This is a genomic window from Paenibacillus sp. B-A-8, from assembly GCF_048572915.1.
GTDB lineage: Bacteria > Bacillota > Bacilli > Paenibacillales > Paenibacillaceae > Paenibacillus_AQ.
This window is the reverse complement of sequence record NZ_CP183882.1, coordinates 2289569-2311577: the sequence shown is the minus strand read 5'-3', so window position 1 is coordinate 2311577 and position 22009 is coordinate 2289569. Positions and strand designations below refer to the sequence as shown.

Here is a 22009-nt window from a genome sequence, read left to right as displayed (position 1 = left end):
TAGCTTGCATGGATTTCTTATCCTTGTTACATCATTCTGTTATCTTACGGGCTACGAGCGCCAAGTCTTTCAAATCAATCACGCCATCTTTATTAATATCGGCACGTTTAGCCTCAGCCCAATCTGGGCTGCTGGTATCTTTGCCATAATTAGCAGCGACTATCGCCAAGTCGCCGATGGACACTTTACCATCTTTATTAATGTCACCAGGAATACCAGGCTCCGGCTCCTCTGCAGTGATCTTGAGCTTATGACTCGATGTAACGGTTTCGCTCTCCTTGCCTTCCGCATCTGCTACGATCACTTTTTCAATCTGAATAGTACTCTCTGTAGCTTCCGCTACTGTCTTAGTCCCAAAATCCAAAGATAACAGCTGAAGATTGCCTATTATCGCGTTGTCCGCTCCTTCACTCACCACCAGCAGCCGCAGTTTTCCAGGCGTGTGATTAGCAGTTTCAAGCACCTGAATTCCACTCCGCAAGGAAGTAGAAGATTTGAGTTCCAACAGCTTAGGATCGTAATTCATAGTTACATCCATTGCATACACAGCATCTGTTACACTCTTCACTCCAAACGCCAGTTGAAAATCTCTTCCGCCAGCTACAGTGTCTACCCCAGACAGAACAGAAGTCATCTTACCTGATGGATCAACCTCACCATTTCCGTCTTTTTTAACTGTAATGATCTCGTGGATTTTAGGTTTAGTCGAACCCTCCCACTGAATCTTCACTTCAAACACATTACTATACTTGGAGGTATCAAATGTATTATAAGATGAGGACAGGTTACCTACCTTATGCCATCCACTCGCATCTCGCACGGACACCGCAGCGTTTGAATTATCCGATGGATTTTGCAAAACAATCACTTCTTTTACCTTAGTATCCTTCGACAATTTGTAATTTAAGGAACCCGTATTCCCAGTACCTGGCATATAGAAGGTGGAAAGCTTTTTGTCAACGGACAGCAAGGCTTCATTTCCTATATTTCCAGCAGGTTCAGCCTGGATAGCCGGATTGGAAGTTCCCGGTCTTTCAATCCCTTCATTAACCAAAATTTCATTAAGCGCGAGCCATGCATCATAGGTTTCAGTTGAAATCAATCTTACATATCGGGCTTGCTTGCCGCCGTCAACTTGAACACGCTTATAACGGTAAGGCACCTCATGCTCAGGGAAATTCAAACTCCGATCATTTGGATTAGTAAACGTATGGATCGTATCCCATGTCTGTCCGTCTAGTGACAGCTGTAAATCTCCCTTACGGAAGAAATCTCCTTCACCGTCTCCAATCACAACAGCTACATTCTGGACATTCACCACACCGCCCATGTCGATCTGAATATACTTCCCTTTGGATTGAATCGAACCGAACCAAACCTTGTTCTCTAAAGAAGCATTGTACACGTTGTTGATAGAGCCTTCATAAATGCTTCCGTAATTATGAGTAATCATAGGTGGAGAGAATTTGTTCAGCTGGATCATGAGCCTTGTCAGATCTACAGTGATATTCTCAGTTCCCTTATTCATGATCCGGAAATAGGCAGCACTAGCAAACGCCCCATTCCCCTCATTAACAGATTCCCATTCCACACCGTTCTTAGAGGATTCTAACCGGACTTCTCCGTTAGAAGCTTCTAACGCCACTTGCGTAATCTCTTCAATGGATTTCAAATTAATCCCTAGATATTGAGATGGCTTTAGTGTGATTCCGTTCAGGTTCGTTAATTGCACAGCATTGTCAGCTACTGTAATAGGTGTATCCTTCAACTCTGGCACATCAGTGAAGATCGAAACCTTATCTTTACTTGCATTGACGGAAAACTCACGAACTGCCGTCCATAAATCAGGCTTACCTCCAGGTATTCCAGCATGAGTCAATCGATATCGAACCATCCTAGCATTCACACTGAGCCCGGAAGCAGAAATTTTATACCCGGAACGCTCTTCTCCGATTGCGGTCCAATCTTGACCGTTCACGGAATACTCAAGAATTCCCCTTTGGAATATATCGTGATCCGCATCAGTTCTACCTTGTGTGATCGCAATTTCTTCCACTTTAATGGTTTTGCCAAAATCAACGCCATACCAGTCCCCATTCTGTTGAAGGGTCTGAATATAGACGTTCGTTGCTAAATCTCCGTCTACCATCAGGTTTAATCCTGAAGGAGAACCATAAGAGCTGACAGCTAGAGGTTTAACATATTCCGGGTCCACCAAAGTGTAAATCTGAGCATCCAGTTTATTGATGAGCTGCTCAGCAAAAGGAACTAGCCGCTTTGCTCCTGCCTCAACCGTCACATCTGGAGAATTAAGCTTCTCAATTTTGAATGTTTTGGATAAGCTTAATGCACTTGTGGCCTTAGCAAGTTCTTCCCAAGCCTGATCAACCTTCTCTTTCTGGATCGCTATCGCAGAGAGAACTGCCGATTTGTCGGCAAGAATGACATTTTGTAAGCTATTTAGCCATGGATCAATTTCCTCTTCCATATTTTCATTCGTGTTATTTACTCTAAACGACGCGATGGCGTCCAATACTAGATCAAATTCTTGAATCAATGTATTCCCCGTCGTTTCTATCGGCTGACCACTTGAGTATTGACTTAAGAATTGCGCTAGCTCAGCTTTGATATTTTCCGATTCACCTACTACAAGCCCATGACCGCTAGGCGATGGGTCACTCAAATGATAGGCAATCGTATTTAGCTCAGCGGCAACTTCAGGGGCTATATGCTTAAATGAATCAAGCCAGCTCTCCTCTTGATCAAAATCATCTACATTCCAAGTGTAATCCGCTACCGCGAAGATACCGATCTTAGATAATTCCGCATGCTTCATTGGATTAGACACCACACCTGAAATATTATGTGTACCTGGAATGAGCACTTCTGCTTTACCGAGCAGCAGTCTTGCATCCTTATAGTCATTCACTGGCCAATTTAACCACATATACGGATCTCTTCCATGTGCATCTTTCGGCCACTGCATATCTGCTGCATTAACAGAGGCAACAACGCCGTTTCCGGTCCACATAATATCTACATTCGCAGGTACATTTCTCAAGAATTCAAGATAAGGTCTGCCAGACGTTCCGGTCCAGCTTTTATTGTAGAATGGAGGACAATAAATTAATGATTTGACGTCTTTCTTGGACGTAACCCAATTCGCAACATCTGTAATTAACTTCACATGTTTTTCTTTATCTACTAATGATTGTGATGTACTGATATCATCCATAAATAGTCCAAATTGACGTACGCCTACACTGTACAATTGTTCAAGCTTCGCAAGTAAGGTTTGGAGTTCAGCATCATAATTGTTCCAATTGATCATATTGAACCCTGGATGAATCGCCCATACAAACTGCGTCTTGGATTCATGACCGACATCAACCAGTTCTTTGATCTTGGCAAGCTCAGCTGCAGGATAAGGCGTTCTCCATTGCGCGTTATGGTACTTATCATCTTTAGGTGCAAAAATATAAGTGTTCATCTTCAGCTCTCCACCGAAACGCATCAAGCTCATTCGATCTTCATGTGACCAAGGTGTGCCATAAAAGCCTTCGATAAATCCCCGCGAGCGAGTATCAGAGAAATCTTCGATAGTGAGATTACGAACCTGCAGATCAGGAATTTGATCAAAAATCATCTTCAGCGTTGCCAGGCCATAATAAGCTGCATCCGTATTTTTACCCAGTATCGCAATAACACCTTTATTCTGTTGCTTCGTGCTAACGTTAAGAACATAAGCGTCCAGCTCATTGAAGTTATCCGCTATATAAGGAATATTCTGAGTGAAGTAATTGTCTACATAGCCTGATGATTTTCTAGTTCCCAAAAAGATATTTGTTTTCCCTGCTACTGCAGCTCCTGACTCAGTAACCTGAAGTGACTTGGAATCCAGTATCTTTTGAAGCAGCTTTCTTGTCGGCTGGTCAATCGAATCTTCAATAACAACGTTTACATTTTGTGTCATGGTTACGATTGTCTCTTCTTCGGTTTGTTGCTGCGGTAATGGATAGATTTCATAGGATTTCGTTAGTTTTGCATCTTTTTGCGGAAGATCAGAGGCAACATCCGCTGCAGCTGCAAAACTGGAGAACAAGCCGGCCACCATCATAAGTGTAATGAAGATACTGAGAATCTTCTTCGGCATTTCCTTAACCCTCCTATAACAAGCTAAAATGCCTTCGACGTCCATTAAGGACGGTAAGCGTTTAAAAACAGCAATTAACCCTTCAACGCACCTGCTGTTAACCCACCCGTAATTTGACGTTGATACAACACGTACATCACAATGACGGGAATCATAGAAATGGAAAGGCCCGCAAACAAGGGTCCCCATTCCGTTCTGTACTGCATTTCACCTTGCATAATGGCTATTCCTACAGGAATAGTGTATTTCGCTGGATCGTTGATCAATACCGTGGCCATAATGTATTCATTCCACACCGTTAAAGCATTCATGATTCCTACCGTGATTAAACCGGGCTTCGATAATGGCAACATGATCTTGAAGAAAACGCCGTATAGTGAAGATCCATCAATTGTTGCGGCTTCTTCAAGCTCACGGGGAAGTGTCTTGTAGAATCCAACCAGAAAGAAGATACCGAACGGCAGGATACCAATTGTTCCGACGGAATAAACAAGCGTAAGCCCTACCAAGGAGTTCGACAAATTCATATCTCCGAGAAGAAAGAACAACGGTATCAATCCGAGTGTTGTTGGAATCATCATCGAAGCAACGTATACGAAATAAAACAGGCCTCTAGATTTAAAGGTAAATCGAGCTAATATATACGCTGTTGTAGCAGCCATAATAAGCGACAACAGTGTACTAGCTACAGTTACTATAATGGAGTTTAAAAAGTAATCTCCAAAGTTTGCTCTGCTCCACACATTTGTATAGTTTTCAAAACGAAAAATAGATGGAAAATCCCACGGTTTCCCAAGCATGACCTGCTGATTATCCTTTAAGGAAGTCAGGAATGTCCAAAGAACCGGATATAAGACAACCAAGCTCCACAAGATGAGGAAAAATCGAACTGCAATTTTTGATATCAGCTGAAGTGGTTTTTTGGCGGGACTATCGTTCAAAGTATTTTCCTCCTTACATTTCAATGGACTCCCGGTGAAGAATGCGTTGCAAAATTAAAGTGGTGATTAAAGATAACAGTAATATCAATACCCCGATGGTTGCCCCATAGCTTAAATGGAACTGCTTGAAGCCCATCTGATACAAATAATAACCGAGCACTTGTGTCTGATTATCCGGGCCACCATCCGTCATCAGCTTAACGATAATAAAGGAGCCGTTCAGTGTTGTAATAACAATGTGAATGATAGAGGTTTTGAATTGTTCCCAGATCAGCGGTAAAGTAATTCGAGTAAACTGTTGCCATTGTCCAGCACCATCGATACTGGCTGCTTCATATAGCGAGGAAGGAATACCTAGGATAGAGGCGATGATGAGCAGCATATAGAATCCGATACCGGCCCATACACTAGGAGGTAGAAGTGACCACATTGCGAGATTTGAGTCCCCTAACCAGTTCGTTTCCACAGGTTTTCCTGTAAATAACGAGATAAACGCATTCAGGAATCCAAGACGGGGATTGTATATAAAACTCCACAATACACCGATAACGGCTACGGAAATGATATTCGGAAAGAAAAACACCACTCGGTAAAATCCGTATTCTTTCAATTTTAGACGGGTCAATGATACAGCGAAAAACGTTGCAAACAACATAATTAAGATGACCTTCCAAAAAATCAAGAAATAATCATTCGAAATGGCTTTTGGTATGATCTCATCCGAGAATAATTGTCTATAATTATCAATACCGATAAAATTCATCGATTCGGAACCGCCTGACCAATCAAAGAAGCTCAGGTATAAGCCTCGAAACAGCGGATAAATAGTGAATAAACAAAAGATAGCAAACGTAGGCAGCAAGAAACTCGCAATAAACAAATTTCGTTTCCACAATTTATTGTTCTTCATGGGCGTAAGCCATCCTCCCCTTAAATTTGAAAGAACAATCAGAGGCACTTATGTCCTCTGATTGCTTAGAAAGAGAGTCCTAACTTACTTCCGGATTTTGGCTGCCGCCTTCTCCATACGGTCCATCCATTCATCTGGTGTAATGGAACCTTGAAGCAATGCAATGGTTGCATCATTCTCTGCCTGCTCAATGTCCGCAGCCAATTTAAATACAGGAGCAACGATTGTGTCACTTCCGTTGAAGTACTTCATTGCCGTTTTAACAACATCACTTGCACCTGAAGATTCCAGGTCTGCCTTAACGTTCATCAAAGCGCCTGTAAGCTCAGCCCAACGAACTGCGGCTTGCTTTGTAAAAATAAATTCAATAAATGCTTTTGCTGCATCTGGATTTTTAGCCTTCTTTGCAATGGCAATATTACTAGTGTAAGGAATCGCTACAAATTTACCGCCTGGCTTCTGCATAACGGAAGGAATGAATCCAAATTTGAAGCCTTCTGGTACATCTTTTTTCATTTCATTTTCGAGCCACAAGCCGTTAGGAATCATTGCATCTTTATGCTGCAGGAAGAGCATTTGGGAGTCTGTATGGCTCATCCCGAACGACGCGTTATCGAAGTAACCTTTGTCTCTCATATCAACGATCTTTTTCAAAGTATTCGCTACAGCATCATTTTTAAAAGAACCCTCTTTAGCTGCTTCTTGATCCTTTAAGATTTGCGGGTCGTCTCCATTCTCAGATACAAAGCCTGTATTTAAGAGCCCTCCTACGATGTAGTATGGGTATTTGCCGGTATGGATGTAAGGATATACGCCATCTGCTTTGATTTTTTCACTAGTGGCAAGGAAGCTATCCCAATCTTTTGGAACATCCCAGCCCTTTTCAGTAAACAGGGTTTCATCATAGAAAGTTCCCCATGATCCGAATACGAGTGGAATCGTATAGTTTTTACCACTATAGTCTTGTGGAGGTGCGATCAAATTGCTCGTAAGCGCTTCGCCATCCACATTTTTCGCATCTTTAACCCAATCTGTAATATCCATTAATTGGTCATCAAGCACCATTTGTGTTTCATTCGAACCTGCTCCATCGATGTATACGACATCTGGTGGATTACCTTGGATCCAGCGCGGCTTCATTTGCTCGTTGATCTGAGAACCTGCGGATTCTTTAATGTTCACATCTGGGTACTTCTTCTTGAATTCACCAATGACTTCTTTCCACCAACCGTCTCCATAACCGCCGACAAAGTATTGAATTTCGAGGTCTCCCGCTACTTTTGGCTCTTCGGGCTTGGGTTCGTCTGTCTTTACTGGCTCAGTCTGCGTCGCAGCTGTTGTTTTCTCAGGAGCTGGAGCTTCAGCCCCATTTGTCCCCCCGCCACATCCTGCCAGAGACAATATAATGGACATCATAACTAGACTTAATGCCGCTTTCTTTTTACCCTTGCTTTTCATTGGCTATCCCCCTCGAATAAACTTGCTCGACTTCTGTAAGCACTTGATTTTACAATTCTGACTGTAATTCCATTAACACTTTTCCATTATATAGGCTATAAAAACGTAACCACATGATCTCTTTTGATGTGGAGTTGATACTTTTTGTCCTATAGAACCTTTTTTATCAAGCATTAATGCCTTCTACGTCCTTATAAGGATGGTAAGCGTTAATGCGAGAAATATAAGGATAATGTATAGCGTGAAACTTATATATTCTTATATTTTTACAAAAAAAAAGGACACCTGAGTAAAAACTCAGATGTCCTTCTCTCAATTCAGTATTTTTTGAGCGATTGCTGCTAAATCCATAATATCGATCTTTCCGTCATTATTAAGATCTGCACGTTTAGCTGTCTGCCAATCTGCACTGTTTTGATCTTTACCATAGTGCGAAGCTGCAATCGCCAAGTCACCGATACTCACTTTACCATCGCCGTTAAGATCTCCTGTGAGACCAGTATCCTCAGGGGCAACTTCAACAGTCAAAGCTGAGCCCGTAACCTTCGTCTCTAGACCGTTTACATCACCTATCGTTACATCAGATATCCGAACTTCACCGGACTTAGCTTCAAGTAATGGCTTCGCTTTGAAGTTTAGCTCCATTAGCTGAGTATTACCTAATACCCCATGGTCTGCACCCTCGCTGGCAAGGAGAAAACGACTCTGTCCAGGAGCTGTAGTTACGGTTTCCACAACTTGCACACCATCCACCAATGACGTTCCAGATATGAAATCGACAATGTCTGTATTAAATTGAACTGTAATATCTTGTGCATATACAGGATCCTTGATCTGTTTTAAGCTCAGTTGAACTTTAAATTCTTCACCAGCGCTCACTTGCTTTGGACCTGTCAGAATTGCTGAAGTACCTAGATCTCCAGAAGCTTTGGACTTTATAGCCGAATTTAGCTTATTCTCACTGGACTGCGTGTCTAGTGCTATTCCATAAGCATTTCTAATGTCCAGATTCGCACCAAAGCCCGCTGCCAGTGGATATTCACCTGAAGTAAGCTCCGGGAACTCCGCTTCAAAGACATATTCTGTGCCCGCTGCATTTGAACTCTTCAATTCAAATACAACATCTCTATCCCCAATCTTGCCTTTCAATGTCCGATCACCATTAAGCATGACATAGTGATTAAAGACAGCTTTAATCTGGACTTTATCCTTAGCGGCATACCCTTCCGGTTGTGCTGATTCAAGCTTGATAGATTTCAACTTAGGATCTGGAATTTCTCCTTGACGCTGCCATTTGAGATATTCCGTATTGAATTTAATAAAGCTCATGGCTTCACTACCCGTTCCTTCATAGAAAAGGCCAATTTCACCATTACCCAGATTAGATAAACTTGAATAGGCATAATAGCCTTCTTTGACCAGCTGGGAATACTTCCAATCAAACTTATATTTCGTTCTGCCGTTTGCGTAGGTTCCGTCTTCCTTAATTAACCCTACCTTCACCATACCGTTAATTCTACTGGTCGAGTTAGCAGGGCTTGCGAAGATAACTGCTTCCTGCCCATCTATCTGACCCTCGTAACGAATCACCGTCATTTGGCAGTAGGCAGCAATCAGATCACGTTCTGTCACAACTTCAGCGTCCCAAGTCTCTCCACCATCAAAGCTGGTCGCGATTTGGGCAAACCCTGAATAATTCCGCATGAACATCTTTAGCTGTCCATCTGGCAACTCCACTACTTGCGCTTCTGTAAGCTCATTATTAGAGCCATTAAAGGTTCTCTCATCAAGGGTAACCCCGTCTACAACCCGCCCATGATTCGGAGACTCTCCGCGATGCCATGTTTCACCATGATCATCACTGTAGATGGTTGCACTTGCTTGCCTGTTATTCTCATTCGTAAAGTACACGGGAAACACCAGTCTTCCAGCATGAGGACCTTTCGTTAATTGAATGCCGGTGCCCGGACCTGCCCCTAGAAATACCATCCATTCTTCTTTCACCGAAGGGTTTAAAGTTACTGGACCCTCCCAAGTCGCTCCTTCGTCATCACTGTGCCACAGCTCAAGATAAGAAGTAACAAGCGGTTTAAGCGGCGAATTACTGAGGAAAATGTTTCCGATATTTGTATTGTTCTCATATAAATTTCTCAAGGCGTCCACTCTGTAGGCAGTTTTTACATTTGAACTGTTATAGACTTCTCCATTCTCCCGAACGGTAAATTCCTGATTGCTCGAATTCTTCAGAAGTAAGTATTTCTCACCATCGATCGTTTTGTATCCGGTACCTCTTTGCGAGGTAGGAAATCCTCCACCCTCGGGAAATCCAAGAACTAAAGAGAAAATCCGCTTCGTTTCCTTATCCTGCAGTAAGGACTGGTCTATATTTGAGGCGTTGCCGGGATAGTTGTTGATTAGAATTCCATTACTCTCCCAAGTCTTTCCGTTATCCAAACTTCGTCTTACCATCATGTCAATATTAGCTGGTGAATCTCCTCCATGATTGATCCGCTTATCAATTCCTGCGATCAGTGTTCCATCCTCGGTGTACAGAAGTGACGGAATGCGGTATGCATTCGATCCGTACAGTCCTGGATAATAAACGCTATACGGCTCAGTGATTAACGCCTGCTCAGGCAACGGATTTTGAACCGGAGTCTTACTTGTTACACTCGTTACAGCAATCAGATCTTGATCCGCCAGCGGTTCGTTATACACTTCTGCAAAGTCAATCTCTCCATTAAACGGATAGTTATTAGAACCGGATTTTCTCTCTGTTCTACCTAACTCGGCACGGTTTGGTGCATAAATATTATTCAGAAACTTTTTGGCTGTAGTTGTGTCTTGCTTGACGAGTTTCCCATCAAGGAAATACTTGTAACCTTTATCTTTATCTACAACCATGGCTACAGTATGCACTTCATTCTCTTTCACCGTAATATCAGCTTTAACATGGGTATTAGACGCTGTCTTCCCAGGCTCTTCATATCGGTTCTCACTACCGATGGCAGAAGGTGTGATATATAGATGAAAATGACCATTCGGCAACGTATTGTTACTTAAAGAGAATAAGGACATAATCGTAGAACCCGTATAGCGGAACCGGACAATGATAGTCCCTTCATCTAAGGCTTTAAGCGCATCTACCTTATCCTCCAGATTCGTAAAATTAGCATTGTGAATTTGTCTATTCTCTACTCTAAGCACAAGTCTTGGATCGGTCTGTTTGTCTTGTGCTGCTGGATTGGCTAGCGCAGTGAATGGAAACATAACGGCCACCATCAGGATCGAAAGAATAATGATTGCGAATTTCTTCAAAATATTAGTCCTCCTTTGGTTTGGATAACCATGTATCTACTCGCCTTGACTACTCTTGTTCAACTATTTTCTTCGCAACTATTGCCAAATCAGCAACATCAATCTTACCGCTTCTATCGAGGTCAAGACGTTTCACAGCATCCCACTCCGAACTGCTCGAATCTATGCCATACTTTGCTGCGATAATTGCTAAGTCACCAATACTCACTTTACCATCACCATTCACGTCATTAGATAATTCCGTATTCACTGTGATCTGAATGGTTAAGGATGCCGGTTGGAGCACGGATTCTTCACCTTGACTGTCACTTATTATCGCTTGAGTAAGCCGGATAACTCCCTCTGTGTCTTGTATTACATCTGCTGCTTTGAAACCAAGTTCAAAAATTTCAGCATCGCTAGTAATCGGATACTTACTACCCAGACTTGCCAAGAGAACCCGTAGCTTACCGGGGGTACTTGTAGATGGTTCATTGATAATAATTACGCCTTCCTGCAGAGAACGGATGGAATCTGGAATGTATTCCATGACAGCCGGATCAAATTCAAAGGTAATGTCCTGTGCATACACATCATTGGAGACACTGATGATCCCATACTTCACGGTAAAAGACTCCCTCGGCGCAACAACCTTCTTACTCCCTACTAAAGTAGCTGAAGGCGTAGGATTAGATGCATCTGCGTTCACTACAGGGTTCGTAAAAGATACACAGCTTATAATTACGACGATAATGGTCATCATTACCGCCTTTTTGTACCATCGACTACTGTTCAAATTCTTCTCACCTCAGCTTATAATTTTTGTTCAGGATGTTAGCGTGTGTTATTGGTTTACGATCTGTCTCGCTAATTGAGCAAGATCTGTTATATCGATCTTTCCGTCACCATTCACATCCGCACGCTTCGCTTGCTGCCAATCAGGACTTGATGAATCTTTGCCGTAGTGTGCAGCAACGATAGCCAGGTCACCAATGCTGATTTTTCCGTCACCGTTAAGATCACCTGATACTCCTGTTTGCTCTGGTTTCACTTTTACAGCGATTGTAGCGGGTGCGGCTGTGGTCTCTGTTCCGTCTTCATCACCCAGCAGTATATCTGATACACTGATATTAACGGATACCGTCTCCGATACTCCTTTTGCCTGGAATGTCAGCTCAGCAATTTGTTGATTTCCGCTTAATCCGTGTTCCGTACCTTCACTCGCCATAATCAAACGAAGCTTTCCAGGCGTTTTGGTTGACTCTTCAACAATCGAAACACCTTGGATCAGAGATTTAGCGGACACATAATCCATGCGGTCAGCATCATACTGAATGGTGATGTCCTGAGCAAATACCTTCCCGGAGATATTGTTCACATCATACCGGACAACAAAAGGCTTGCCGGAAGTAACGGATGAATCAGCACTCAATACGGCCTGCACTTGATCCGTTTCCTGCTGCACTTGATACACCGTAATCTCAGCTGCGGATGCGAATTCACCAACACCTTTTACAGCTTCCAGCTTAATGTGAGCCGCTTTCACCGGAGCGAAATTCACTTCTTTGAGCTGTTTGTTTCGCAGCCAGTTCCCGTTTGTTATGAGCGTGTAATTCACACCATCGGTGCTTGTGTACACGTTGTAAGCAGTAATTGTGCCATTACCTTCATCCGGCCGAGGTAAATATCCTAGCCTGCTGATGGTGTACTCTCCACCCAAATTCACCGTAATAGACTGTGGAAGTGGATCAACGTTAAACCACTTCGTATGCCAATGTGTATCCGGATCTCCGTCCAATGCCAAATTCGGATCGTTTGTGCCTGCTTCAGAGCTCGTAGCTTCTGCACTCATTTGACTTTGCGGAATTTCGGTTAGATTACTCTGTCCAATAACCGTCACCACACTTGTTGCTGTAAAACTGCCTTCTTCCGTCGTCGCAGTAATTGATGTCGTACCCTGCCCTTTTGGTGTGACCATTCCCTTACTGTCCACACTGGCAACACCAGGATCACTGCTTACCCACTTAACAGTCTTATTACCGGCATTCTCAGGCTCAATGATCGCTTTCAATTGAACCGGTGCATCCAGCACCTTGAGGGAGAGTGTCTCACGATCAAGCTTTATACCAGTAACCTTCTGTCCGTCTTCCAGCGGGATGCCGAACAGCTTGAATTCGCGAATAGCAGCCTTTGATTGATCATCAGGCAGTCCGGTGATCGTAATTCTAGCGTATCTACCTTGGCTTCCAAATGTATCCTGAATCGTGCCAATTTCCTGATTATCAGTTCGATTCGTAACCGTAATCCAATTGGAGCTCGCGGTCTCCCGAACTTCAATTTTGTACTGATAAGCCTTGTTACTCTGCTCAAAAGAAACCTCAGAGGATTTAATAGAATGCATCATTCCGAGATCAACTGTCCAATTATGACCATTGTTCGTATCCGCTGCTGACCAGAATGTGTCCATATTCCCATCATTAGCAAGGCCAGCCGAATGCGCTTGATCCGCACTGTCCGCTGTAGCAGATTTACCTTCTGAAATTAATCGAACTTCAGGTGCTGCCTTCGGTGCCTCATAGACATCGACCTCCGAAGCCGAAGCGAACCCTCCAAGTGCAACAGCTGCTTCAAGCTTCACATAGCGGGTGGAAACACTATCGAAAAGGATATATTTCTTCAAGTTGTTTCTGAGCCATGTACCACTGGATACCTTCGTATATGTTTCTCCATCCGTGCTGACGTAAAGGTTGTATGAAGTAATCGTCCCGTTCCCAGCATCCAGTCGCGGTGCATACCGGAATTGGCTAACATTGCGAACCTTACCTAAATCGAGAATGATCGATTGCGGGAGCCTATCAGATCCATCCCATTTCGTATGCCATACGGAATTCCGATCCCCATCAATCGCTTTAGCTGCTTCCGCACCCGGCTGGAAGCTTTTCGCTGAGGCTGTCATCTCATTTTTAGGTATCGCTGTCGGTGAAGGCTGTGATAGATCACGATAAAGATTGATCTCTGCAGCAGATACGACACCCCCAACAGCTTCTATCGCTTCAAGTTTCACAAAAACAGCTTCTACTGTATCAAAATTCACCGTCTTCTCTAGCTTGTCATCATTCCATTGTCCACTGCTTACGAGCGTATAGTTAGTTCCATCCATACTCGTATACAGCTTGTAACCTGTAATTGTGCCGTCTTTGCCACCGTACTGTCTTGGCAAGTATTTCACTTTATTCACATGCTGTTTAATCCCCAGGTCTAAAGTGATGCTCTGCTTACTTCCAGCATTTGCTGAAGAAAGCCATATCGATTCATAGCTGCCATCCAGTACATTAGCTGCTGGCGTATCCGAAGCCGCATTCGTTGCAGTTGCAATCATATCTTCCTGCGGAATACGACTTGGGTCTGTGTCCACCTGAGGCAGCTCAATTTTGACAGCATCTACAAGTGGAGTCGTATCTGCTGTAAAGCCTGCGACTTTCACGACAAATTCCTTTTCCGTTGATATGGATGGCGTTTTAATGTACAGGATACCGCCTTTATCTTGCTTAGCATAGTACCAGCCACTTGTTGCTCCATCCCATGCTGCTTTGGATTGCAATTCAAGATAGGATGTTCCATCTACAGAAATAGCCTCTGGATGATCTGGCATGTGGATCGAAAACTGATTCTTACGTGTCTCCAACTTGCCTTTATAGTCACCTACGCTTTCTCCAACCTTGATAATCAAATCTCCACGCCCTTGCTCAGGAGCGGTGGAGGTTATTAATGTTTTTGCAAATTTGCCTGTACGATGCTCCTTCGATGTACCATCATCTTCATACATCGTAAAGCTTGACGATTTATAAGGATAAATATCATAAGTAATTGGATCAGGAGGAACCTGACCGTCGTATAACGATTCAGGATACATCGGGATGATTGCCCCACCCTTTACTAGAAGCGGCAAACGATTCAGTGGAGCATTGTATTCGTCTAGCATTTTTGACCCGTAATGTTCCTCTCCTGTCCAGTAATCGATCCATTTTCCTTTCGGAAGGTATATTCCGTTTCGCATTGTCGTGTCGGTATATACTGGCGCAACCAGGAATGATTCCCCGGACATGAATTGATACTGTGTTAACGTTCCCTTCGAGTTCGGATCATTTGGATATGAATAGATCATTCCCCGCATGATCGGAGCTCCAGACTCGTAAGACTCATTGAGATAGGTATACAAATATGGTGTCAATTGCTGTCTTAGCTTCAATGCATCTCTGTTATAGCTCGTATAAGGTTCCCCCCATACCCAAGGCTGCTTATCTTTGGCTGCCCAACCAGACATGTTCATCAGGATTGGAGTGAAGATCTTCCACTGCAAGTCTCTTACGTAGGTTTTAGCGCTTCCTCCGAAAATCCCATCAATATCACCGGTTGAGTACGGCATCCCAGATAGCCCCGCCCCGATCATCGACGGGATATGGAATCGAATGTATTCCCAGTTGCCCGACTGGTCTCCGGACCATACGGTAGAATATCGCTGGGTACCTGCCCAGCCACCAACTGACCAGACATAACCTCTGTCATCAGAGTTATCTTCAATTCCTGTAAACGCCTGTTTGCTGGCACCCAGGGCGAAATCGTATCCAGGTCCCACCCAGGCAACGTCGAGTTTAGCGAGTCTTGTACCCTCTACGCCGACTTCTTGTGCGATTTTATCAACACCATTTTGAGTCCATAATCCGGTATAGAAACCTTCCTTATGTAGTTCGTCAACGGTGTTGCCTAGATCTGTATAACCGCAACCGTATCCATCATTCGGTAAAATCCAGGCTCCTGGCATATCATTTTCCCGATATTTTTTAGCAATAAGGTTAACAACATCGGAGGTCTTTTCTGGATCTCTGTTGTAACAATCCGCATCACCAAGTCCCATACCCCAACGAGGAATCAAGGACGGTTTACCAGTAAGATCTGTATACGCGTTCAAAATATCGTTCATTGTCTCACCATAGAAATAATAAGCATCAAACCGATTTTCGTTATGCGTCAGCTTGACGGTCGAATCAAAATCATAAGTACCGCTTTGAAAAGTGTTACGGAGCACTCCGTACCCTGCAGTACTCAAGTAAAATGGTGCAGGATTCGAAACCGTACCGCTTCCCCAATCCCCATAGTTGTTAGCGATGGTAATTTTGCGATCACGATGATTGAAGTATCCATTCTGCATACCGCCGCCGTAGAAATATTCATCCTCACCCCGGATTAGCTGTTGTGAGGCCGACTGTCCGTTATAGTTCAAGCTAGCGGATTCTTCCCACACCACTGTTTGATTGTCACTTTTGTACATGGCGAACTTTAACGGATTTTTATAGGCTCTCAGCACGAATTTTCCAGTTTCCATCTTGTAATACGTGCCTTCATCAGACCACTTAACATTAACGGGTCCGAAATCATCCTTGATGACGATTGGCTCGATCGGCTTTTCCGCGCTTTTTCCTGTCAATTCCTTGAACTGCCCATTCACACCAAGCCAAATCCGGAACATATCCTCCCGCTGAAAAATCACTTTAATCTTGTCAGAGCCTGACGTGATCTCAAACGTGTTATTATCTTTCTTTACGAAGTCAGAAATGTTGCCAACGGAAGCACCGTGGGCGGTTTCCGGGCGAATCATGAGTCCTGTAACCACAAGGATCATAAGTGCAAGCATCCACATCCCAAAGCGATTATAAATGGTTCTCAATCCATTCCCTCCATTCAAATGAAACGGCAAGACAGGATACAGCCTTCACTGTAGTTTAAATTCCTTGTCTTGCCGCTTGGATTCATGTTGCCATTGGGCTAAGTTTATTACTGCAGTATTTTCTGGGCGATAAATGCTAAATCACTAATGTCTACCTTACCGTCCTTGTTCACATCGGATTTCTTGAACTTGCTCCAGTCCGAATCAGCTGATGTTTTTCCATAGGCAGCTGCAGCAATGGATAAGTCACCGATCGAGAATTTACCATCTCCGTTAAGATCACCGATCTCTCCAGAAGGTTTAATAACGGATTCCAAGAATGTGCTCAGTGCAGTAGTCAGGTCAAGGATCGACTGATCTACTTCGGATTGTTCAGCACGGGTATCATCAGCTACGCCTTGAGCTTTACGAATCGCATCTTGAAGCACTGCCTTAGAACCAACTGGATACTGCCCTTCCTCGGTACCTTCTTCTGCCGCATCTAGTTTATTTTGCGCATTGGTAATAAGGCTAATAAGAGCTTCTTTATTAACGGTTGAACCTTTCTTGATCACCACTAAATGTGAACCGCCAGGCAGCTCTTTCTCTTCGCCGAGACCATTGGCAATCTGCAATTTAGCAAGACTGATCGTCGCAGATCCTTCTTTCTCTGCTGCATTCGCACTAAATCGAAGTTTTAACGTGTCTCCCTTAGCTTCGTTACCCTTTGGATTCGCAAGAATGATGCGAACTTGACCCGAAGTTTTTAATTCATTGACGATCATCGTATTCTCATCCGCTTTTTCGGCAGATATATACTCGAGCTGAGCTGGATCATACGTGAAAGTCAAATCCTGGGCGTATGCTTCCTTTGGTGTACTGCCGAGGCTGTAGACCAAGTCAAAGGTCTTACCAGCTATAACTTCATCAGGGCCTGTAAGATGAGAATCCGGTTCTGGCTCTGGTTCATCTTCTTTGATCAACTTGGCGTCCGCCCAGTCACCATGGTCCTCCTCGTTACCGTCACCGTTATCTAAGACAACAAGCTTTAATTCCTTGACACTACTAACGTCTAATCTTACTTCTTTGGCTGGTGTAGCGGCTCTCATTAATCCACTGTCATAGGCTTTTTTCCCGTCAAGGAACACCTGGAACACGATCGTATTCTTACCAGCAGCCGTGCTGCCGATTTCTTGGTCAACCCCGACGATGCTCTCAAAGGTTTTGAAATGTTGTCCGCTCAGATCATAAATGATTTCTGAGTTCGCATGCGTACCCATCCCTTTTTCATAAGTTTCGACTCCAGAGGATCCCTTAAGGCGGATCGGCTGGCCTTCCACGCTCTTATCCTTCTGTACCGTCATCCATCCTGACGTTGCACTTTTCCAATCCATATCGCTAAGATAGTAATCTACCACATTAAACTTAATTTCATAGGTTTTAGTAGTCTTTCCGTCGGCAGAGGTCGCAGTAACTACAGTTGTTCCGGTTAGATCTTTAGCCGGTTTGATATCAATCACGACGCTATCACCTGCAGCTACAGCCGTAACGACAGGCACCTTCGTTGTGCCACGTAGCAAATTGTAGGTATAACTGGTCTTTTCTGGATCAAATCCCGCTAAAGCTTTCCCGTCTATTTTAATCGCCCCAACAAGATGGACAGTGGAGATCCCCTTACTCAAGCTCATGAGATCGGTTGTGTTAGACGGAATAGGTCTAAGCGTATAGCTGTAGTTATACGTCTTATTAGCTAGAAGCATATACGGAGCATGAGGTTTAGCTCCCCAGCTGTTGTCTCCTCCGAGTCCCATCTGCTTATAATTCAGTCGAAGTGTAATATCTTCTCGATATGGCACTTCATGTGGATGTTTTGGACCGTCAAGGTCCTCTGGTGTATGATGCAAAGCATTGGCTTCAATGGTAGGACTTCCAATGGCCATGAGCCCTGCTCCATCGTTATTGGTCAATGCAACCCAGCGTACATCCGTTTTATTACCTGTTTCTGAAGGCTCAATATAAGGGAAGAACTGATCTTTAACTGTACCGCTATATTGACCAACATCCGAGCCTGAATTACGGTCCTGATAATTCTCTTGTGGACCGCGTCCGTACCACGACATCTGCTCAAACTGCCCCGGAATCGTCATGAGATTACCGACTTCAGGAATCTCCGGCAGACTTGCAGCACCCGGCTTCAATTCGCTGGCTACCTTGATATCTCCATTGCCAAAAATCGTATAAGAGATCTTATACGTAGATACGGTCGATGTCGGAAGTGTTTCTTCAACATCGATCCGCACAGCCTTCTCTCCGATTTTGGTTACATTAACGCGTGTGACGGTTCTATTCTTCCCTGCATTTTTCCACGTTGCCGTTCTGCCCGCATGACCGTTCCCTTTGTCATTGTCGATCGGGGCTCTCCAGAAATTCGGCACAGGTCCATTCTTAATCAGGTCAGTCCCATCGTAGCGGTATGAATCAAGCGTGCCTGTTGTTTTGTTAAATACAATCTGCATATCTTCCGCAGATACGCTGATACGTTCCGTAGTTTCATCCACATTTAAGTCCGACATTGTTGAAAGATCAAGTGCCGATGAATGGTCTGAATCCACTGGAAGTTTAAACTGCTGTTTAGCAATTTCATGCCCTTTTTTCGCCCATAATGTGTCCTTCTTCAATTTAAAGCTAATATTTATCCAGTACTCCACACCAGGTTTAGAGGAAGGCAGCTTATACGGAAGGGTCACCTGTTTCGTGGAAAGGCCCGGTACATTCAGGGATGACGCATCGATAACTCCCTCTTCAATCACCTGATTATCCGCTCTAACTTCCCAGGTTCCTTCGTACTCATTGAGATTTGTGAACAAGAACTCATTTTTAAGCTCGATCGTTCCAGCACTCAAATCCATGGCTTTTACCAAAATATCTTGATAGACCTGCTTTACTTCCCATAGCTCAGGCTGAACAACACGGTCAGCTGTAATTAGACCATTCGCCATGAAATTACCGTCATTCGGGGAATCTCCAAAGTCTCCACCGTAGGCAAAATACTCAGTCGATTCAAGTGTCTCTGATTTAGCATCCTCCGAATTAAAATCCATCCAGAGAACCGTGCTGCTGTCCGCAGTCCGTCCATTATCATTCAGCTCTTCGAGGGTTAATCCCCTGTTGTAGATACGAACCTTGTCAAACATCATGTTAGAAGACCTACTCATTTCCGTATCTTTACCGATCGCAAGCGGATAGGTGCTTGCTGCGATATTTCCTGTAAATGCCTTTGTAGCAACAATTTTTCCATCTACAAAAAGCTTCAGATCTGTTCCGTTATACGTGCCAGCCAGATGATGCCAGTTATTCAGCCAATTTGTCGGCAAATCCGCAGTAGCAGCTGTCCATACACCGTTTCGGTAAACAAAAAATTCAAGCTTGTTATTCCCGTTCATCTTTAATGCAAACTGTGTATCTCCTTTTGCCACAATCGGACTGTTCGCAATGTTCGCAAGCGGTTTAACCCACGCTTCCACCGTTAACGGCCCTGTAAGATTAAACTTGGACTCATTAGGTAGTGTCACAGAAGGCACAGAACTTTTACCAGGTTTTAAAACACCAACCACATCACCGTCATTAGAAGCGATCACACCGGTATAATCCGCTTCGTAGGAATGAGTAGCATCTGTTAGATAGGTTCGCTCGGATGGTGTACTTACCCGAACCGCTTGATCTACCCAGTCCCAAATATATCCACCTTGCAAATTCGGATATTTGCGTATAATATCCCAGTATTCTTGCAGATTTCCAACACTGTTCCCCATTGCGTGAGCATATTCACACAAAATGTATGGGCGTGGATCACTACTTTTCGCATACGTCTCTACCGTCGTAACCGGAGAGTACATCTGGCTGACCATATCGGTAACTCTCGGATCGTTATAACCCTCATAATGAATTGGCCGAGTAGGATCCAGACTGCGAATGTATTCAGATTGTGCGATAAAGTTAGATCCCGAACCAGATTCATTACCAAGTGACCAGATCAGAACAGATGGATGGTTCTTATCGCGCTCGACCAGACTCGCAGAACGATCCTTGACATTCTCTAACCACTCCGGTTTATTCGTCGGAACTGAACTCCAGACCCCATGCGTTTCAAGGTTCACTTCGTTCAAAATATAAATGCCATAACGGTTTGCAAGATCATACCAAAACGGATGGTTCGGATAATGGGACGTCCGCACACTATTCACATTAAACTGCTTCATTAATTCGATGTCTTTAATCATGAGATCCAGATCGAGCGTCCGCCCCGTGTCTGGACTAGTTTCATGACGATTCACACCTTTGAGCAAGATCGGCTTACCGTTCAGCTTCATCTGCTGCTTACCGCTACCGCCTTCCTCAACCTCAATTTCAAACTCTCTAAACCCAACTTTTGTTCCAGCAGCTTCGATCACACGTCCACTTGAGTCTTTCAGGCTAAAGACAAGAGTGTACAGATTCGGAGCCTCGGCTGACCATTTCAGCGGATTCATCACTTGTTTCGATCCACTAATCTCCATCTCAGACTTTCCATTCACTTTGGCGTCCATAGTGATTGGCTCTTGAAACACAGGTTGTTCGTTCGCATCGTATAGCATGGCTTCAACGGTATGACTACCCGGTGCTGCATCAATTAAATTACGAACATCTACCTTTACATTCAGTGAGGCGTCTTTATACTGTGCATCCAAATCAGTCACTACCGTAAAATCTCTGATCTGAACGGATGGAGTGCTATACATGAACACATCCCGAATGATACCGCTAAGACGAAGGAAATCCTGATCTTCAAGCCAACTTCCATCTGACCAACGATACACCTCAACCGACAGTTTATTGTCTCCTGCTTTCAAATAAGGGGTAATGTTAAAGTCCTTGGCTGTAAAGCTATCCTCACTGTAACCGACCTGCTGGCCATTTACCCAGACATAAAATGCACTTTCTACTCCCTGAAAGGAGAGGAATACCTGTCTGCCGTCCCAGTTATCAGGAACTTTAAATGTCCGCTGATATGAACCTACCGGGTTGTATTCCGTTGGAGCATACGGAGGTTGAACATTTGTGCTATTGCCATTCCCCCAGAAAGGATAGGTTACGTTCGTATAAATAGGAAAATCATGTCCCTGGAGCTGCCAATCCCCAGGAACTTTAATTTCTTCCCATGCGCTTGTATCATAAGTTTCTTTGTAGAAATCTATCGGCCTGGAAGCTGGATTCTTCGCCATGTTAAATTTCCATTGTCCATTCAAGGATTGATAATACGGCGAAGGATTCTCCAGCATAGCCGATATCATATCCGCGCCTTTCAGCGCGGATTTGACGTCACCATATGGAATAAATGAAGCATGTGCGGGTTCACGGTTGATCTGGAAGACATCCGGATTGTTATTCCATTCGGGATAATCTGCCGAGACGGCCGCATTCGCTTTAAGTCCTGTAAAGCTCGTGGAAATCATGGATATGAATAATAAGCACAGCATAGCTCGCCTTAGTTTCATATGATTTTTCAC

At 43.9% G+C, this 22009-nt stretch carries 8 protein-coding genes; all 8 read right to left on the bottom strand.

The genetic code is table 11. The features are described from left to right. Positions 1-31 precede the first annotated feature (31 nt). The gene (locus tag ACN6MV_RS09850) at positions 32-4153 is read right to left on the bottom strand and encodes a beta-N-acetylglucosaminidase domain-containing protein (RefSeq protein ID WP_419886246.1); all 4122 of its coding nucleotides are present in this window, start codon (positions 4151-4153) and stop codon (positions 32-34) included. Between the two features lie 74 nt (positions 4154-4227). After that, entirely contained in the window at positions 4228-5094 is an 867-nt protein-coding gene (locus ACN6MV_RS09845; RefSeq protein ID WP_042126051.1) for a carbohydrate ABC transporter permease, read from the bottom strand. Positions 5095-5107: 13 nt separating this feature from the next. Next, positions 5108-6004, bottom strand: coding sequence for a carbohydrate ABC transporter permease (locus ACN6MV_RS09840; RefSeq protein WP_042186594.1), 897 nt, complete (start codon positions 6002-6004; stop codon positions 5108-5110). Between the two features lie 84 nt (positions 6005-6088). Next, complete coding sequence (locus ACN6MV_RS09835; protein WP_042126047.1) at positions 6089-7462, bottom strand: extracellular solute-binding protein; 1374 nt, start codon at positions 7460-7462, stop codon at positions 6089-6091. 312 nt (positions 7463-7774) lie between these two features. Further along, the gene (locus ACN6MV_RS09830) at positions 7775-10780 is read right to left on the bottom strand and encodes a sialidase domain-containing protein (protein WP_419886245.1); all 3006 of its coding nucleotides are present in this window, start codon (positions 10778-10780) and stop codon (positions 7775-7777) included. A gap of 49 nt (positions 10781-10829) precedes the next feature. Next, positions 10830-11555 carry a cohesin domain-containing protein gene (locus ACN6MV_RS09825; protein WP_419886244.1) on the bottom strand — a complete coding sequence of 242 codons (726 nt, stop codon included), beginning with the start codon at positions 11553-11555 and terminating at the stop codon, positions 10830-10832. A gap of 48 nt (positions 11556-11603) precedes the next feature. After that, a complete protein-coding gene (locus tag ACN6MV_RS09820) occupies positions 11604-16484 on the bottom strand; it encodes a discoidin domain-containing protein (RefSeq protein ID WP_419886243.1) in 4881 nt (1626 codons plus the stop codon). A gap of 107 nt (positions 16485-16591) precedes the next feature. After that, positions 16592-21997, bottom strand: a complete 5406-nt coding sequence (locus ACN6MV_RS09815) for a glycoside hydrolase family 2 TIM barrel-domain containing protein (protein WP_419886242.1) — start codon at positions 21995-21997, stop codon at positions 16592-16594. Positions 21998-22009: the final 12 nt, after the last annotated feature.

Coding starts and splice junctions, on each gene's coding strand:
- ACN6MV_RS09835 (WP_042126047.1), bottom strand. CDS start 7,462: ATGAAAAGCAAGGGTAAAAAGAAAGCGGCATTAAGTCTAGTTATGATG.
- ACN6MV_RS09815 (WP_419886242.1), bottom strand. CDS start 21,997: ATGAAACTAAGGCGAGCTATGCTGTGCTTATTATTCATATCCATGATT.
- ACN6MV_RS09850 (WP_419886246.1), bottom strand. CDS start 4,153: ATGCCGAAGAAGATTCTCAGTATCTTCATTACACTTATGATGGTGGCC.
- ACN6MV_RS09840 (WP_042186594.1), bottom strand. CDS start 6,004: ATGAAGAACAATAAATTGTGGAAACGAAATTTGTTTATTGCGAGTTTC.